Source organism: Vibrio sp. YYF0003, from assembly GCF_036350715.1.
In the GTDB taxonomy this organism is placed as follows: Bacteria; Pseudomonadota; Gammaproteobacteria; order Enterobacterales; family Vibrionaceae; genus Vibrio; species Vibrio natriegens.
On record NZ_JAZDWA010000001.1, the window covers coordinates 1,267,847 to 1,283,719 of the forward strand.

Here is a 15,873-nt window from a genome sequence, read left to right on the forward strand (position 1 = left end):
CTTTACTCACGGCTCGTTTATTCGGGTTGATTGGCATCAACTAAAGGGCTAACCTCGACTTCAGAGCATGCATTGTGTGCTGTTAACCATTGTTCAACAGCGACACGGTCATCTTCTGAAGCTGAATCATACCTACGCTCAGGAACCACAAAACCATCAAAGCTAGAGAGATCAGCACCACCACCCATGACTAAACCTCGCCCCTCTAAAAACGACAAGAAATCATTGATAAGAAGATCGCACTCCTCTTCATTCGTTAAGTTCAAATGACAAAAAAATGAAAACCCCAACACTTTAAACTCGTCGACATACAGCTTTTTTCTTAATCTTCTCGATCGTTTAGTCGCCATAATATTGCCTCAAACACTATTAAACGGGAGTACAAGAATTTACTTTTATACAGTGTAGTAGCCTGATTAAAACGGGGGATAAATATTTTGAGCTAAAGATACGCGGTGAAAGGTATGAAGCTAAGAAAGAGGCAGACTCAAATTACGCCGTCATTGTTATAATGCCAAGGACTAAACAGATCAGATTAATAAAAATAAAGCCGGGTATTTCCCAGCTTTATCAAGAGTATTAGGAGTAAATAATTACTGTGCGTCAGGCTTTAATGCGTACTTGCCTGAACCAAGAAACATAATTGCAATTGAAGCAAACAAATAAACACCAATGCCTTCAACCGCCCATGCGCCAAACTTATTTAAAGCGAACAAATCTCCCATGTTTAAGAGATAGATAACCATTAAACAAGTGCCAGCGACAACAACAGAAGCCAAGCGAGTGTATAAGCCAATAATCATTAGGATTGGGGCAACCACTTCACCTAAGTAAACCCCGTAGGCTACAAATGCAGGCAGACCATGGTCGACCAACAAGCCTTGTATAAACTCGGTTCCGCCAATCACTTTATGGATGCCGTGCAATAAAAATAGGAATGCAAAACTGACACGTAACACCAATTTACCCAGATCGGGTTTTGCCAATATTCTATCGATAAAATTTAATAGTTCACCCATAACCACTGCCCTTTTTATGTCTAATAATTAACACTATAGAGGTCTGGAAAGGCGATTATCAGCTTAAAAGATTAACTGACTTCATCAATTTTTCCGAACAACATCATTGACATAAATCAATTAGACCACCAGCACATTGGGGTATGAAAATGTGTCGTTGGGAAGGACTTAAGTAGTCGGTGTGAATATCTGTTTGAGTTCGTCAAATAACCACTGAAATACCGGCCCATGCATTCTTCCCTTTTTAAAGACTAAATCGACAGGTGCATTCCAGGGCTTGTGGTCGAATGCCACTTTAATTTTATGTAGTTCACCAGACTTTATTAAGTCGTTGACCAAAAATGATGGCAAATAAGCCCAGCCAACCTGCTGTTTAACGAGCTCTAACGCGCTGTAATGGCTTGAACTCCACCAAACTTTAGGTGCAATGCTAATCAAAGCCTGCGATTCTACTTTTGATTTTCCTCGGATCGCCAGTTGTCGAAACGGTGCCAAATCAGATTGCAGCTCGACATCAATATCTGCAAGCGGATAATTCGGATGACAAACAGGAAGGTAATCAATGCTTCCAACATAACAGAAGTCGACTTGCTTTAACTGTTCAAACTCGGTGAACATCACTCCGATATCAACATCACCATTTGCAACTTCAGCAGAAATATCGCCAGACGCTAAACTCAACACATCGATTTGAATCGTAGGAAATTGATTATCCAAACGCTTAAACAAATCGGCGAACTTTGGATTATACACGCCGTCGTCAATGGCTATCGTCAGCTGGCTTTCTTCCGATCGTTCAATGGATTGAGCAATTTTTTCGAATTCGTCTGCCTGCGCCAACAAGTTTTTCGCACTGCGTATCAAACGTTCACCCGCGGGGGTTAACTTGGGGCTTCTGGCCGAACGATCAAACAATTCGATGCCTAAATCAATCTCTAAGGTACTGATACCATGGCTAACCGCAGATTGAACCTTGCCCATTTTCCTTGCACAGGCAGAAAATGACCCTAGCTCCGCAGAGAGTACCAACATCCTAACTTGTTCCAAACTCAACATATGAAAAAAATCGATAGTTATTAACTTTTATCCATCATAATAATCGATACCATAGCCTGCAAATGTTTTTCCTTTATCTAATTAGGTGGAAATTATGAGCTGGTTATATTTAGTTTTAGCTGGTCTTACGGAAATTGGATGGCCGGTTGGATTGAAAGTTGCTCAATCTGGGCACAAGGTGTTAGGGATAACAATGGCAGTGGTATTCATGGCGATAAGCGGCGCGTTGCTATTTGCAGCGCAGCGAGCGATCCCTATGGGTACCGCCTACGCAGTTTGGACAGGCATTGGCGCAGCCGGAACATTTTTTGTCGGCGTTTATTTCTACGGAGACCCGACTTCCATGGTTCGCTACATCGGCATCATGCTGATTTTGTCTGGCGTGGTCATGTTGAAGCTTGGTCACTAATGAGAAAAAGCATTAACGCAGCCTTATATCGCAAGCGTTAATGCTTACCTAAACATCATATAACGTTCTTTCTTCAACCAAAGTTCTTTACTCAATCAAAGAAAAGTCAGCGATAGTCAGGTCGAACGAGCTGAGCAGTGGGTGCGGCGTTACTCCAGAAACTAACACAATGTCGACCGCAGGCAACGGTGGCATATCATCGAGAATCTGTAGATCGTTTGTGACACTTAATCGTCCCATTGCACCAATAGCCAGCCCCTCTCGAACTATTGCCCTTTGCGCTGATGCGGTATTACAACACGCTAACAGCTGGTAAGAGATACCTCTTTTAGTTAAACCATCGATTGCAGCAGCGTGGTATTTGCAATCCGGCTGGAAAAGTGCCAATGGTAAAGGCTTAGTCTTATCCGTTCGGTAATCCTGACTGGCAATCCATACCCCTTTATCGTGAGCAAGCCAATGCCCTTCTTCACTTTCAGCGGAGCGCGTGAGTATAGCGGCGTCTATTTTGCCTTCATCCAGCCATTCTCTCAGTGTGACGCTGGGTTGGCTAAACACTTGAATAGAACAGGTTGGTTCCGCCTTTTTTAGAATCGCGATGACTTTCGGCAAAATGGCATCGTTGTAGTCTTCCGGACAGCCTAACCTTAGTGGCAGCTTATCGTGATAACGGCGTACTTGGGTCACCGCTTTGTTGTGTAAAGCGACCAGTTGCTCAGCATGAGCTCGTAACGCAAGGCCAGCTTCGCTGAGCACCAGATTACGTCCTTCTTTTTCAAACAGGCGAATATTCAGTTCATCTTCCAATTTACGCATCTGAGCACTGAATGCCGACTGGGTTCGATTAATCTGCTTCGCTGCTCGCGTAAAACTGCCTGTTTCTGCAAATGCCAGAAGGCTTCTTAAAGCGTCAATATCCATACTAAGCTTATCTATCGGTTTTATTAATGTGTCCCATCAAAACTATCCGTTAGTTTTCGATAAAACAATCTATTACCGTAAATGTTCCAAACCATCACTCAGAAATAAGGAAGCATGGATGAAACTTTATATCGGCAATCAAAACTACTCGAGCTGGTCTCTCAGAGCATGGCTTATCTTCATGCAATACGACATCGACGTTGAGATCGAGAAAATCAAACTGTTTACGGACGAATTTTACAACACACTGGAGGACATTACACCAACCGCCAAGGTGCCTACTTTGGTTTGCAATGATGTTACCGTGTGGGACTCACTGGCGATTCTCGAGTACGTAAACGAAGCTTTCTTAGACGGTAAGGCGTGGCCACAACCTCTTACTGAGCGAGCCAAAGCAAGAGCTATATCAGCTGAAATGCATTCAGGATTTATGGCACTACGTAACGAGATGCCAATGAACTGTCGCGCTAAGAGAACGGTAACTTTGAGCAAAGACGCGCTTAAAGACATCGAGCGTATTGACCAAATCTGGTCACTGCAAATGGAACAATACCCGGATGGTTGGCTATTTGGAGAGTGGTCAATTGCAGATGCGATGTATGCACCTGTGGTACTGCGCACGCTTACTTACGGCATCAAACTGTCAGAAAAGGCAACCCAATATCAGCAGAAAGTCCTGAATAGCGACACCATGCAGCGTTGGCTAACGGAAGCCAGCCTTGAAACGGACATCGTCGAAGAAGATGAAACGGGTGAGCCGATCTAGCCTGCTTATCACCTATCCCCTGATAAAAAGCCAGGGGATAGGTAAATAACCAAGAAAATTAACGCTATTTATTACTTGTTACTTGGAAATGCAAATTGCGCCGCTTCGTTAGTTTGCGGCTTTGGCCATTTCTGAGTAATGGATTTACGGCGAGTGTAGAAGCGCACGCCATCAGGGCCATACGCATGGAGATCGCCAAACAACGAACGTTTCCAGCCACCAAAGCTATGGTAAGCCACCGGGACAGGAAGCGGTACATTGACACCAACCATGCCAGCTTCCACTTCGTCGCAGAATATCTCAGCCGTTTCACCATCGCGTGTAAAGATGCAAGTCCCGTTACCAAACTCATGCTGGTTAATAAGCTCAATCCCCTCTTCAAGGGACTTAACACGGACCACACACAACACAGGGCCAAAGATTTCATCAGTGTAAATCTTCATGTCTGGTGTCACTCTATCGAACAAGCTGCCACCGATAAAGTAGCCAGCCGAGAAATCAGGAACCGAAAGCCCTCGGCCATCCACAACTAATTCAGCACCAGCCTCAACACCGCTTTCAATATAACCGGAAATCTTCTCTAAATGCTCTTTCGCAATCACTGGTCCCATGTCCACCGAGTTCTGAGTAAAGGCTCCGACTCGCAATTCTTGGATAAGCGGGGTCAATTCTTTCACCAAGTTATCTGCGACTTCATCACCCACACACACCGCAACTGAAATCGCCATACAGCGTTCACCACAAGAGCCAAATGCCGCACCCATCAGTGAGTTGATGGTGCTCGAAACTTCAGCATCCGGCATAATGATCGCGTGGTTCTTCGCGCCACCAAGTGCCTGTACTCGTTTACCGCGCTTAGTGCCTTCCGAATAAATATATTCCGCAACAGGCGTCGAACCAACGAAGCTCATCGCTTTCACTTCCGGAGCTTCGATCAACGCGTCAACAACCTCTTTGCCGCCATTTACCACGTTTAAGACGCCATTTGGCAAACCTGCCTTATGCAATAACTCGACAATAAATAAGGTTGAAGCCGGTACCTTCTCTGACGGCTTGAGGATAAAACAGTTACCGCAAACAACCGCGAGTGGATACATCCAAAGCGGCACCATAGCAGGGAAGTTAAATGGTGTAATACCAGCGACGATGCCGACAGGTTTGTGATCACTCCATGCATTAATGCCCGGTCCAGTTCCTCGGGTGTATTCGCCTTTTAATAACTCTGGTGCACCACAAGCGTATTCCACATTCTCGATACCACGCTGCAGTTCGCCGAGAGAATCTTCTATCGTTTTACCATGCTCTTCACTGATCAAACGCGCAATCTGATCTTGATTCGCTTCCAAAAGATCCTTGAACGCAAACATGATACGCGCTCGTTTTAGTGGAGGCGTTTTACTCCAGGCTGGATAGGCACGTTTCGCCGATTCTATTGCCTGATTCACGGTTTCAGACGTCCCCATTTCTACTTGGCGAATCGGCTCACCTGTCGCCGGGTTGTAAACATCAATCGTCGAACCTGAGTGTGAGAACTTGTCTCCGTCAATAAAGTGAGAAATAACTTCCATGATCTGACTTCCTTCCTTAATTTTTTTAATTTAGTTGATTCAATGTCTCGTAAACCGCGTCGAATAAGCGCTCTAGATCTTCAGCTTTGGCATTAAAATTTGGACCGAATTGAATCGTGTCGCCACCAGACCGTACATAGAATCCTTTTTCCCACAGGTCTAATGTACATTCGAACGGCCTAATCGTTGGATCATTGTCTCTCGGTGCGATCTGAATCGCTCCGGCTAAGCCGCAGTTTCTGATGTCGAGAACGTGGTTTGCACCTTTTATCGCATGCAGTTTATTTTCAAAAATCGGTGCCAGCTCGCTCGACTGTTGGATTAACGCGTCTTTTTCCAACAGGTCTAATGTTGCCAACCCTGCGGCACACGCGACGGGATGAGCGGAATAAGTATAGCCGTGAGCAAACTCGATCATATGAGGAGGTAAATCCTGCTCCATAAATGCCTGATAGATTTCATGAGACGTAATCACTGCGCCCATTGGGATTGCACCATTGGTAAGCTGCTTCGCGGTGTTCATAATATCTGGCGTCACGCCAAAATACTCAGCACCAGTCCAGCATCCCATACGTCCGTATGCCGTAATGACTTCATCGAAGATCAGCAAGATGTCGTGCTGGTCACAGATTTCGCGCAGACGCTGTAGGTAACCTTTCGGCGGCACAATCACGCCCGCAGAGCCCGACATTGGCTCTACAATAATTGCGGCAATATTGGATGCGTCATGAAGTTCAATGAGCTTCAAAAACTCATTCGCAAGTTCCACACCACCCGTTTCTGCGCAACCTTTTGTAAAGGCTAAATCAGGTTGCAGGGTGTGAGGAATATGGTCGGCATCAAACAGCTGACCGAACGTCTTTCTATTGCCGCCAATGCCACCCAGGCTGGTGCCGCCAACGTTAACGCCATGGTAGCCACGGGCGCGACCAATCAACTTAGTTTTCGACGCTTTGCCTTTGACACGCCAGTAAGCTCTTGCCAACTTAAGTGAGGTGTCGGCACATTCCGAACCAGAGCCAGTAAACAGCACATGATCGAGCCCTTCTGGCATCTTCTCGACGATTTTATCTGCCAGTTTAAAGGAGAGCTCGTGACCAAATTGAAACGCAGGCGAGTAATCGAGCGTCCCTAACTGCTCTGCTACCGCTTTTTGAATCTCTTGGCGACCATGCCCGGCACCACATGTCCAGAGACCAGACAGCGAGTCATAGATATCACGACCATTGGCACCTTTGAGCCAGGCGCCTTGAGCTTGAGTGATGATGCGGGGATTTTGGTGAAAGCTGCGATTGGAAGTAAATGCCATCCAATGAGCAGAAAGATCTGTATCGATTCCGTCTTGTGCAAATTTGTAGTTACTCATCGCTATATCATCCTTGTAGTGACTAGATTTATTTTTAGCACATGAGTATGTTAAGTAGATTATAAATTTACTTTACGTTAGTTATGAAAAAGCTCAACAATAAAAACCGAAGCATCATTAATCAGATCACCGACTTTGATATCAAACTGATCCGCCTGTTTAAAACCGTTGTCGAGTGCGGCAGTTATACCGCTGCTGAACCCGTTCTTGGCATTACAAAATCAGCCATATCGTTACAAATGAGTGATCTTGAAAAACGGTTAAATATGAAACTTTGTCATCGAGGACGAGGTGGTATTACCCTGACTGACGAAGGCGAAGCGGTGTTAGAATCCGCCGATATTCTGCTTGCTTCGATTGAGCAGTTTCGTAATGACGTAAACCAAATCAATAATGAGCTGCGTGGCGAACTTAATATCGCGCTAGTCAATAATTTAGTCACTCAGCCACACATGAAGATAACCCGCGCGCTAAAGCATATTCGGAAGATGAGTGAAAAAATTAATATCAACATCACGATGTCGACCCCAGCAGATATCGAAAAAGGCTTAATCGACGGACGGTTTCATGTCGGCGCATTCCCTGCCAATAACAAAAGTAACAACTTTGATTACCGCACTTTGTACAACGAAAATTACTTCCTCTACTGCAGCAATGAGCACCCATTGTTTATGGAAAGTGATCAGAATATAGAGCGCCTTAAACAGACCAATTCGGTCATCACAAGACACCGAATGTCTCCCGAAGTCACCGATCTGTATCAAAAGCTAAAATGCTCGGCGACGGCGTCCGATCATGAAGGTATCGCTTTCCTTATATTGACAGGGACTTACATCGGGTTTCTACCGCAGCATTACGCCGATTATTGGTGTAATAAAGGCCAAATGCGTCCTCTATTTACCGATACGTTTCACTTCAGTTCAGACATATCCTTGGTGACCAGAAGCGGGTTAAAACACAACCAAATACTAGATAAATTCTTAGAAATCATAGAGTAAACATTAATTAATAAATGTTATCCTGACGATAAAAAACTTGTTCTTTATTTGCTGTATTTTTTATTGCGCGTGAAAACTTATGACCTTAATATCGCGCTGCTTCTTGATGATAGCCAATCCGAGTACATCACAGCAGTTTTGTGGCAAGGCGATAGAGCAACTATCCAAGAGTTTCTTTGACGGCGGTAATCCCGCTCTTATTGACGCTCCACTTTTCATCACAATGCACATGAAAAGTGTCTACTTAACTTTGGAGGTTTGCGATGGCTCATTCTGCGTCTGTACTCGGTTTTCAATCTTTTTCTTCTCCGGCTCTACCAGCGGAGACGGTCGATCTTATTCAAACATCTGTTGAACAATTTGGCGCGCCATTGTTAATGCTCGACTGCGATATGATTCGTAAAAATTACAGAGCACTAAGCCAAGCATTACCGAATGTCACTCTGCACTTTGCATTGAAGCCATTGCCTCATCCAACGGTGGTTAAAACCCTATTGGAAGAAGGCGCAAGTTTCGATTTGGCAACATCAGGTGAAGTTGACCTGGTAAAACAGCAAGGTGTGCCTGCAGATCGTACGATTCACACTCACCCTATTAAACGTGACGGTGATATTCGTGATGCGTTAGCGTATGGCTGCAATGTGTTTGTTGTTGATAACCTGAACGAGCTAGAAAAGTTCAAAGCGTACAGCCACAAAGTGGAACTACTTGTGCGTTTGAGCTTCCGCAACTCAGACGTGTTTGCCGACTTATCGAAAAAATTCGGTTGTACGCCAGAACAGGCACTCAACATCATCGAAACGGCGAAAGAGTGGAATATTCGTATTAAGGGACTGTCGTTCCATGTTGGTTCACAAACGATGAACCCACAGAAATACGTTGATGCAATCCGTACTTGTAAGCAAGTGATGGACGAAGTTGTGGCTCGCGGTTTACCTGCATTGAGCACACTGGATATTGGTGGTGGCTTCCCGGTTTCTTACTCAGAAAAAGTGATGCCAATTGATGAATTCTGCGTACCGATTAACGAAGCGTTAAACGAGTTGCCAGAAACAGTACAGGTCATTGCAGAACCAGGTCGCTTTATTGTTGCAGAGTCAGTAACCAGCGTGGCATCAGTAATGGGTCAAGCAGAGCGTGACGGTCAAATGTGGTACTACCTGGATGATGGTATCTACGGCTCATTCAGCGGTTTGATGTTTGATGACGCGCAATACCCATTGGTGACGTTGAAGCACGAAGGCGAGTACTTACCAAGTGTGTTGTCTGGCCCAACTTGCGACAGCATTGATGTGATCGCAGAAAACGTAATGCTACCAAAACTAGAAAACGGCGACTTGATCATTGGCCGTATGATGGGCGCTTACACCAGCGCTACAGCAACGGATTTTAACTTCTTCAAACGTGCTCAAACGATTGTGATTAACGAGCGTGATGAGCGCAGCGAACGTCTGTTTGGTTAATTAAAAGCAAATAGAGATAGAACACAAAAGCTCCCAACCCTGGGAGCTTTTTTCTTTGATAAAACAGCAAATTAATCCTTCGCCACAAGCAACATCTAAATGCTCCGATATCACCCTAGCGCATGTTACTTACACACATCGACAAACCACTCGACAAAAGACATCACGTCTTTGGATGCATCTTTCCTTTTGCAGATGTTGTAAAACTTATCGGTATTACTCGCGATATCAAAAAGAGTAACTAAATCGCCTCTTTTGATTTCTTCCCGGAAGGCATCAATAGGGCAAAGTGCGACGCCATGGCCTGCGATAGCGGAAATCACGAGTAAGTTAAAATCGGCATAAGTGTTACCTGGAAGCCCTCCCTCCACATCGACTCCCGCCAATTTGAACCACTCTGTCCAACCATCTTTGTTTTCATCGTGAATCACCTCGGAACGGAGTAAGTCTTTGGGTTCATCAAACGGGCCATATTCTTCCAAAAACTTCGGGCTACAGACTGCGTAGGTGTTCCTTGAGATGAATGGAATTTCAATCACATCATCCGATTCCTGCTCGATGTAGGTGATGAGTACATCATAGGTACTTCCCGCCAGTTGATCCCGCATATCCACGTATAGAACCTGCACTTCAACGTCTGGGTAGAGCTTGGTAAAACTTTTCAGGTTTGGAACCAGCCACCGAGTTGCAATCGAAGGAATACACCCGACGACTAACGAACTTTTCCTGCCTCTGACTTTAAAATCCGTCGCTATATCCGCGAGCTCATCAAAAACACGCCCGGTTCTATGCTTAAGCTCATGTCCGGTTTGGGTCAGCATCACGCTCCTGCCCTTCTTCTTGAATAACTCAACTCCAAACCACTCTTCAAGGTTTGATATCTGATGGCTGATAGCCGTACTCGTGACGTGTAACTCCTCGGCGGCTTTAGAAAAATTCTCATATTTTGCTGCACAATTAAATGCTTTTAGAGCATTAAGAGGAGGTACTAAAAACCCTTTATTTTTACTCATCAATAGTCAACTTTTTCTCATCATTTAATCTAGATTTCATCATTTGTTTACAAAAAACTCAAGTGATAGCATTGTTTTCGTAACAAAAACTAGCCAAAGCCAACAGGATTGGTGAATTAATTTCATAAGGAAAACACATGTTTGTAAGAAGTTTAAAAGACGTAGCGACGAGTGATTACTTTGTTGATTGGGGTAACGGTACGAGCCACCGACTGCTTACTGAGCAAGATGGCATGGGCTTTACCGTTTGCCACACCGTTGTTGCACAAGGTTCAGAGTCAATCCTTGAATACAAAAACCATCTAGAAGCATGTTACTGCATTGCTGGCGATGGCGAAGTTGAAGACATGGAAGGCAATGTCTACAAAATCTCTCAAGGCGATATTTATGTTTTGGATAAGCATGATAAGCACTACCTGCGAGCTTCAGAGAAAAACGACATGATTCTAGTCTCTGTGTTTAACCCACCACTAAAAGGCACAGAAAGACACAACCTTTCTGGAGATGGCTCATCAAGCTACTAATCTCAGCGCCCCTTAAATAACAAACAACTACATTCAGGGAGGAATGTCTATGGGTTATCTATATACAGCCTTCATTCTCTATTTACTGGGAATGCTGGCCATTGGGTACTACTTCTACAGAAAAACGAATACGGTATCCGATTACATATTAGGTTCTCGTAATCTACCACCAAGTGTCGCGGCATTAAGCTCAGGGGCTTCTGATCTGAGTGGTTGGGCGTTGATGGGTTTACCGGGGGCGCTTTATGCCGGCGGCCTCGGATCCGTATGGATTATTGTATTTACCCTGATGGGTGTTTATCTCAACTGGAAGCTGATCGCACCTAGGCTGCGTTTAGAGACGGAAAAACTAAACGATGCTCAGACGATTCCAGAATATTTACACAACCGCTTTAAAGACAATACCAATGTTCTTCAACTTACGTCCTCGCTCGTCACTTTGCTATTTTTTACCCTTTACGTAGCAGCAGGACTCAGTGGCGGAGCGGTTCTCTTTGAAAGTACGTTCGGCTTAAGTTACGAATCAGCCCTAATTATTGGCTCAATTGTTATCGTCTCTTACACCTTCATGGGAGGTTACCTTGCGGTATGCTGGACGGACTTTTTCCAAGGGTTAATGATGGCGCTATCGCTGTTCATTACCGCTTTAAGTTTGTTCTTCCTGTTTAGTGCACCAGAGCAAGGCGTAAGCTACAGCCAAATCATGAGTGAGATTTCACTGGAAAGCTTAAAACCATCTAATGGCTGGTTCTTGGGTCTTTTATCTCTCAGTGGCTGGTGTATTGGTTACTTAGGTCAACCTCACGTGCTCGTCCGTTTTATGAGTGTACGCAGCGTAGAAGACGTGAAAGTTTCTCGCCGAATTGCCATGGTCTGGTCAACCATAACCATGATGTCTGCAGTCGTTGTTGGCGTGCTCGGGTCATACTATTTTGAGCCAAAGCTTGATAATGCAGAAACGGTATTTATTGCATTGGCACAGGCATTTTATCATCCACTGGTTGCCGGACTGATTATTGCGGGTGTGCTGGCAGCAATTATGAGCACCATAGACTCGCAGCTACTTGTGTGTTCAACCACTATCTCTGAAGACTTATACAAAACCTATTTGCGCAAAAATGCATCTGACAAAGAAGTGTTACTGGTTGCACGCTTTGGTGTCATCGCTGTCGCACTAATTGGCCTTGCGCTGGCATTCAACAAAGCGGATCAAACACTATTAAGCATGGTTGCCTTCGCTTGGGGTGGATTTGGTGCAGCCTTTGGTCCTGTCATCTTACTGAGCTTGTTCTGGCCAGCGATGACCAAAGCGGCCGCTATTTTTGGAATGATAACAGGTGCAGCCATTGCATTAGTTTGGGAAATTTTGGACGGAGGTATTTTTGATATCTTTGGTGTCGTGCCAGGATTCCTGATGTCCACACTCGTGATTGTTGTATCAACGTTGTTGTCAGCCAAAAACGACGGTAAAGAAAGCGAGACATCATTGCAGTTCAAGTAAAGCAATAAGGCTACTTTTGAGTCTCTAGAAAACTACCTTCAGACGAAGGTAGTTTTTTATTACAGGAAGACTCCGACGACACGGTGGATCAATTTACAAAACTCCCAGCCCCAGAACGTATAAACCGTCCCAAAAAAAGACGGATTACTCTTTCCTGTATAACAAAGAGGCGAGTACACGACTCGCCTCTTTGAACTGTAGGAATTTGTGTTAGTTCAACGTGATCTGAACAGAACGCTCAAGTTGTGCGTTACTACCATTCGTTAAAGGCTGTTGATTTGCAACACCAGAAGTGTGGATGCGTTCAGCGTCAATACCTTGATCGATCATGTATTGGGCAACATGCTCTGCACGCTGCGTTGAAACACGTTCATTGGTAGCAGCAGAACCAGTCGCATCCGTACGGCCTACGATTTCAGCAGTCAACTCAGGGTTGCTGCGCATTGTCGTGATCACTTCATCAAGGTTGTAACGACCGTAGTCATTTACATCAACCTGACCCACTTGGTAAGGCAGTGTGTAAGTAGAACGAGAAGTCTGCGTCACTTCTTTTACGACTTCTACTGGCACTTCAACTTTTTCTTCAACGACTAGAGGCGTTTCAGGTTGGCCGAATTTGTACGTCATGCCCCAGTACACTTGGCTTAGGTCAAGGTCATGGCCATTTTTCGCTTCAAGATTGTTGTAGTAGTCGTAACCGATTTTTGTCGTTACAGCATTAGTCAGTTGGTATTCAAGACCCACACCTGCAGTACCACTAAAGCTGTCAGTTTTTAGTTCGCTGCCATCAGCAAAGATGTACGTTGCACCAAGCTTACCGAACATCGACAAGTTGTCAGTGAAGTACAGATTTCCTTTCACGCCTAATGTGCCAAGGTGCAGTTCTGCATCGCTTAGGTTATGCATGTAATCGTAGCTGCCGTAAAGACCAAAATGCTTGCCGAAATCGTAACCCATTTCAAGTTTAGGGCTCAGTACTTCGCTTTCTCCAGCATCAGTATCAGATAGACCCATACCAGCTGCTGCACCCAGCCAAAATCCAGATTTATCGATATTTTGATCTAAGTCCGCTGCATTTGCTGCCGAAATACCACCAGCCACAATAATTGCCAGCGTTGCTACTTTTAGTTTCATATATTTTTCTGCCTTTATTCAATTATTCGATATAAAATTAAAATCGATCGTTATCGAAATAAAATAATCAATTAATTGAGTCAATAATGTGTAATTTAATTAAAACAAGGAACAACTAGTAATAAGAATGAAATTACATGGTATATGAATGCAGGTTTTTAATTAACAACTCAAATTTATCTCTGTCATAAATGACATTTATAGAATCCAGTCACATTACACTTGCTAATTAATTTCAACATCATTAATTCACGAGATGCATAAAAGCATACCATTTCGCTCAAAAATCAAACTAAATTAACAAATTACCTCTTTATAGAAAGAGAACGCCTCATTTTTGGAATTATAAATTCCATACTTGTAACTACATGTATTTCAGATAGTTCTTACAAAACCGCCAAATCGAAGATTATTATTCATCCGTATGTATTTTAACAGTGAGTTTTATACGTTAGATCTGATGAAAATTCACAATCCTTTTCTTTTCCTGAGAAATTAATCCATTAATGGCTTTAATAAGATTAATGTTTTTAATTATGTTGATGAAAAGCTAATCTCAGTCGGTTAGTCAGCCATCATCATTGTTGTTTAGTCTCATCAAATATAGTTTAGATGAAATTTCTACGTAATTTGTAAAAGTGTCTTTAAATAACCAAAAGGACGCATTACTTGCGTCCTTCTATTCTTAATTCACTTTTATACACTTAACGTTTAAACGCTAGGTTTCGCTACTTCATGTCTGGTTCAAACAATTTACGTTTCATGTAAAACTTCACCCAAACAACACTTATCGCTATCACTAAAGCCAAAATGCCTCCAGTAATGGTGTAAACCAACGATGTCATCTCCGGTGAAGGTGAGTTATTCAGCGCGACATAACCCATCCCGATAATCCCTAAGATCTGCGGCAGCGGGTAGAAAGGCGTTTTGTAGGGACGCTTGTGTTCCGGCATACGTTTACGCAATACGATGACATTGATATGAGCCACCATGTAAGCCAGTAACCAGCTTGTGGTTGCCGCAATCACCAACACAATCAGTGAGTCGATATCGAGAAACAAAAACGGAATAGAGGTACAACCAGCCATCACCACGATGCCTACCCAAGGCACATCAAAGCGATTAAGCGCTTTAAACTGCGGGAATGCCTGATCTTGCATCGCCATTCCGTGCAGCATTCTAGGGATAGAGACTAAAATAGTATTTACCGTGCTGCAGGTTGCGGCCAGCGCCATCACTGTTGCAATCACTAAACCAGCTTGCCCGAAGACAGCATTGATGTAATCAAGATATGGGATTGGTGAGCTCACTAACGTATCCACGTTGAGATAAAGGCTGGCTCCGTAGGCAAAAGCGAGAAATATTAGGAAGATCAACAACAAAGAAAGGTGCATAGAACGGGGGATATTCTTAACAGGATTTTTCACCTCTTTGATCATCGGGCAAATAAACTCGACGCCGACCATCAGCCACATTGCAAGTGCAATCAAGCCGACAAAACTACCATCAATGACACCACCAAAACTCCAATCCACCGTTGTGCCTGATAACTCAGGATGTGGCTCACTTAATCCGGTGATTGCGCACAACCCGACAAGAATAAGCGCTGCGACCAGAATAAATGCCAGCAGGTTTTGAACTCGGGCAAAAACATCCGCGCCAACCATGTTTGTGACACTAAGTAAAACAAGGATACCTAAAGGCACCACTTTTTCAGGTAATACACCCGGTAATAGCTCACTTAGCATGGCGTCGACTAAGAACAACTCAACCGGCAGTGCCAGCACGGACACCACGACATAGCCAGCAAATACCGCGACAATAGCAGGAAAGTGGCCGATGGCTTTTTGTGTGTAGGTCGCAAGCGACCCCTCCTGCGGAAACATCAAAGACAGTTCCGCAAAGCTCATCGCATTAAACTGGGCGAGGATAAAGGCAGCAAACATAGCAGCAACAAACGCCATGCCACCGAGGCCAATGCCCTGAGTCGCCGAGATCATGGCACCCTGAACAATAACCAGGCCGATACAAATCGCCATCATTGTTCCAAGCCCAATCTTTAACTTTTGATTCTTAGTCGCTGATCCTTCAGCTATATGAATGTTGTTAGTGTTGACTACATCGTTCATATTTCT

General features: G+C 44.2%; 15 protein-coding genes. 6 read left to right on the forward strand and 9 right to left on the reverse strand.

Annotated features, from left to right (window positions below):
* Positions 1-17: 17 nt before the first annotated feature.
* From V1U08_RS05545 to V1U08_RS05555, 3 genes are all read right to left on the reverse strand, one after another.
* A complete protein-coding gene (locus tag V1U08_RS05545; RefSeq protein WP_014235020.1) occupies positions 18-350 on the reverse strand; it encodes a YggL family protein in 333 nt (110 codons plus the stop codon).
* A 243-nt stretch (positions 351-593) separates the two neighbouring features.
* Positions 594-1,019 carry a DoxX family protein gene (locus V1U08_RS05550; RefSeq protein ID WP_014235021.1) on the reverse strand — a complete coding sequence of 142 codons (426 nt, stop codon included), beginning with the start codon at positions 1,017-1,019 and terminating at the stop codon, positions 594-596.
* A gap of 168 nt (positions 1,020-1,187) precedes the next feature.
* Entirely contained in the window at positions 1,188-2,075 is an 888-nt protein-coding gene (locus V1U08_RS05555; RefSeq protein WP_065303130.1) for a LysR family transcriptional regulator, read from the reverse strand.
* Positions 2,076-2,169: 94 nt separating this feature from the next.
* On the opposite strand from V1U08_RS05555, the gene V1U08_RS05560 reads away from it, so the two are divergent.
* On the forward strand, positions 2,170-2,484 hold the full coding sequence (locus V1U08_RS05560) for a DMT family transporter (RefSeq protein WP_330470128.1): 315 nt from the start codon (positions 2,170-2,172) through the stop codon (positions 2,482-2,484).
* Between the two features lie 87 nt (positions 2,485-2,571).
* On the opposite strand, the gene V1U08_RS05565 is transcribed toward V1U08_RS05560, so the two are convergent.
* Positions 2,572-3,405 carry a LysR family transcriptional regulator gene (locus V1U08_RS05565; protein WP_330470129.1) on the reverse strand — a complete coding sequence of 278 codons (834 nt, stop codon included), beginning with the start codon at positions 3,403-3,405 and terminating at the stop codon, positions 2,572-2,574.
* Between the two features lie 118 nt (positions 3,406-3,523).
* On the opposite strand from V1U08_RS05565, the gene V1U08_RS05570 reads away from it, so the two are divergent.
* The gene (locus V1U08_RS05570; protein ID WP_330470130.1) at positions 3,524-4,171 is read left to right on the forward strand and encodes a glutathione S-transferase family protein; all 648 of its coding nucleotides are present in this window, start codon (positions 3,524-3,526) and stop codon (positions 4,169-4,171) included.
* Between the two features lie 71 nt (positions 4,172-4,242).
* Here the strand turns inward: V1U08_RS05570 and V1U08_RS05575 are convergent, their stop codons facing one another.
* Together V1U08_RS05575 and V1U08_RS05580 are read right to left on the reverse strand one after the other, a co-directional pair.
* A complete protein-coding gene (locus V1U08_RS05575) occupies positions 4,243-5,739 on the reverse strand; it encodes a CoA-acylating methylmalonate-semialdehyde dehydrogenase (protein WP_330470131.1) in 1,497 nt (498 codons plus the stop codon).
* A 25-nt stretch (positions 5,740-5,764) separates the two neighbouring features.
* Entirely contained in the window at positions 5,765-7,105 is a 1,341-nt protein-coding gene (locus V1U08_RS05580; RefSeq protein WP_330470132.1) for an aspartate aminotransferase family protein, read from the reverse strand.
* A gap of 83 nt (positions 7,106-7,188) precedes the next feature.
* Here V1U08_RS05580 and V1U08_RS05585 point away from each other — a divergent pair, with 83 nt between their 5' ends.
* Together V1U08_RS05585 and V1U08_RS05590 are read left to right on the forward strand one after the other, a co-directional pair.
* Positions 7,189-8,103 carry a LysR family transcriptional regulator gene (locus tag V1U08_RS05585; protein ID WP_014235028.1) on the forward strand — a complete coding sequence of 305 codons (915 nt, stop codon included), beginning with the start codon at positions 7,189-7,191 and terminating at the stop codon, positions 8,101-8,103.
* Positions 8,104-8,366: 263 nt separating this feature from the next.
* The gene (locus V1U08_RS05590; protein ID WP_330470133.1) at positions 8,367-9,566 is read left to right on the forward strand and encodes a type III PLP-dependent enzyme; all 1,200 of its coding nucleotides are present in this window, start codon (positions 8,367-8,369) and stop codon (positions 9,564-9,566) included.
* 125 nt (positions 9,567-9,691) lie between these two features.
* On the opposite strand, the gene V1U08_RS05595 is transcribed toward V1U08_RS05590, so the two are convergent.
* Positions 9,692-10,579: a LysR substrate-binding domain-containing protein gene (locus V1U08_RS05595; RefSeq protein ID WP_020333509.1), complete on the reverse strand. Its 888-nt coding sequence runs from the start codon at positions 10,577-10,579 to the stop codon at positions 9,692-9,694.
* 137 nt (positions 10,580-10,716) lie between these two features.
* Between V1U08_RS05595 and V1U08_RS05600 the strand changes: the two genes are divergently transcribed.
* Complete coding sequence (locus V1U08_RS05600; protein WP_014235031.1) at positions 10,717-11,103, forward strand: ectoine synthase; 387 nt, start codon at positions 10,717-10,719, stop codon at positions 11,101-11,103.
* Positions 11,104-11,152: 49 nt separating this feature from the next.
* Positions 11,153-12,604: a sodium/proline symporter PutP gene (gene putP, locus V1U08_RS05605; RefSeq protein WP_330470134.1), complete on the forward strand. Its 1,452-nt coding sequence runs from the start codon at positions 11,153-11,155 to the stop codon at positions 12,602-12,604.
* Between the two features lie 210 nt (positions 12,605-12,814).
* Here putP and V1U08_RS05610 read toward each other — a convergent pair whose 3' ends face one another.
* Both V1U08_RS05610 and V1U08_RS05615 read right to left on the reverse strand, forming a co-directional pair.
* Complete coding sequence (locus V1U08_RS05610; RefSeq protein WP_330470135.1) at positions 12,815-13,738, reverse strand: OmpA family protein; 924 nt, start codon at positions 13,736-13,738, stop codon at positions 12,815-12,817.
* Positions 13,739-14,466: 728 nt separating this feature from the next.
* A complete protein-coding gene (locus tag V1U08_RS05615) occupies positions 14,467-15,867 on the reverse strand; it encodes an APC family permease (RefSeq protein ID WP_330470136.1) in 1,401 nt (466 codons plus the stop codon).
* Positions 15,868-15,873: the final 6 nt, after the last annotated feature.

Coding starts and splice junctions, on each gene's coding strand:
- V1U08_RS05545 (WP_014235020.1), bottom strand. CDS start 350: ATGGCGACTAAACGATCGAGAAGATTAAGAAAAAAGCTGTATGTCGAC.
- V1U08_RS05550 (WP_014235021.1), bottom strand. CDS start 1,019: ATGGGTGAACTATTAAATTTTATCGATAGAATATTGGCAAAACCCGAT.
- V1U08_RS05555 (WP_065303130.1), bottom strand. CDS start 2,075: ATGTTGAGTTTGGAACAAGTTAGGATGTTGGTACTCTCTGCGGAGCTA.
- V1U08_RS05560 (WP_330470128.1), top strand. CDS start 2,170: ATGAGCTGGTTATATTTAGTTTTAGCTGGTCTTACGGAAATTGGATGG.
- V1U08_RS05565 (WP_330470129.1), bottom strand. CDS start 3,405: ATGGATATTGACGCTTTAAGAAGCCTTCTGGCATTTGCAGAAACAGGC.
- V1U08_RS05570 (WP_330470130.1), top strand. CDS start 3,524: ATGAAACTTTATATCGGCAATCAAAACTACTCGAGCTGGTCTCTCAGA.
- V1U08_RS05575 (WP_330470131.1), bottom strand. CDS start 5,739: ATGGAAGTTATTTCTCACTTTATTGACGGAGACAAGTTCTCACACTCA.
- V1U08_RS05580 (WP_330470132.1), bottom strand. CDS start 7,105: ATGAGTAACTACAAATTTGCACAAGACGGAATCGATACAGATCTTTCT.
- V1U08_RS05585 (WP_014235028.1), top strand. CDS start 7,189: ATGAAAAAGCTCAACAATAAAAACCGAAGCATCATTAATCAGATCACC.
- V1U08_RS05590 (WP_330470133.1), top strand. CDS start 8,367: ATGGCTCATTCTGCGTCTGTACTCGGTTTTCAATCTTTTTCTTCTCCG.
- V1U08_RS05595 (WP_020333509.1), bottom strand. CDS start 10,579: ATGAGTAAAAATAAAGGGTTTTTAGTACCTCCTCTTAATGCTCTAAAA.
- V1U08_RS05600 (WP_014235031.1), top strand. CDS start 10,717: ATGTTTGTAAGAAGTTTAAAAGACGTAGCGACGAGTGATTACTTTGTT.
- putP (WP_330470134.1), top strand. CDS start 11,153: ATGGGTTATCTATATACAGCCTTCATTCTCTATTTACTGGGAATGCTG.
- V1U08_RS05610 (WP_330470135.1), bottom strand. CDS start 13,738: ATGAAACTAAAAGTAGCAACGCTGGCAATTATTGTGGCTGGTGGTATT.
- V1U08_RS05615 (WP_330470136.1), bottom strand. CDS start 15,867: ATGAACGATGTAGTCAACACTAACAACATTCATATAGCTGAAGGATCA.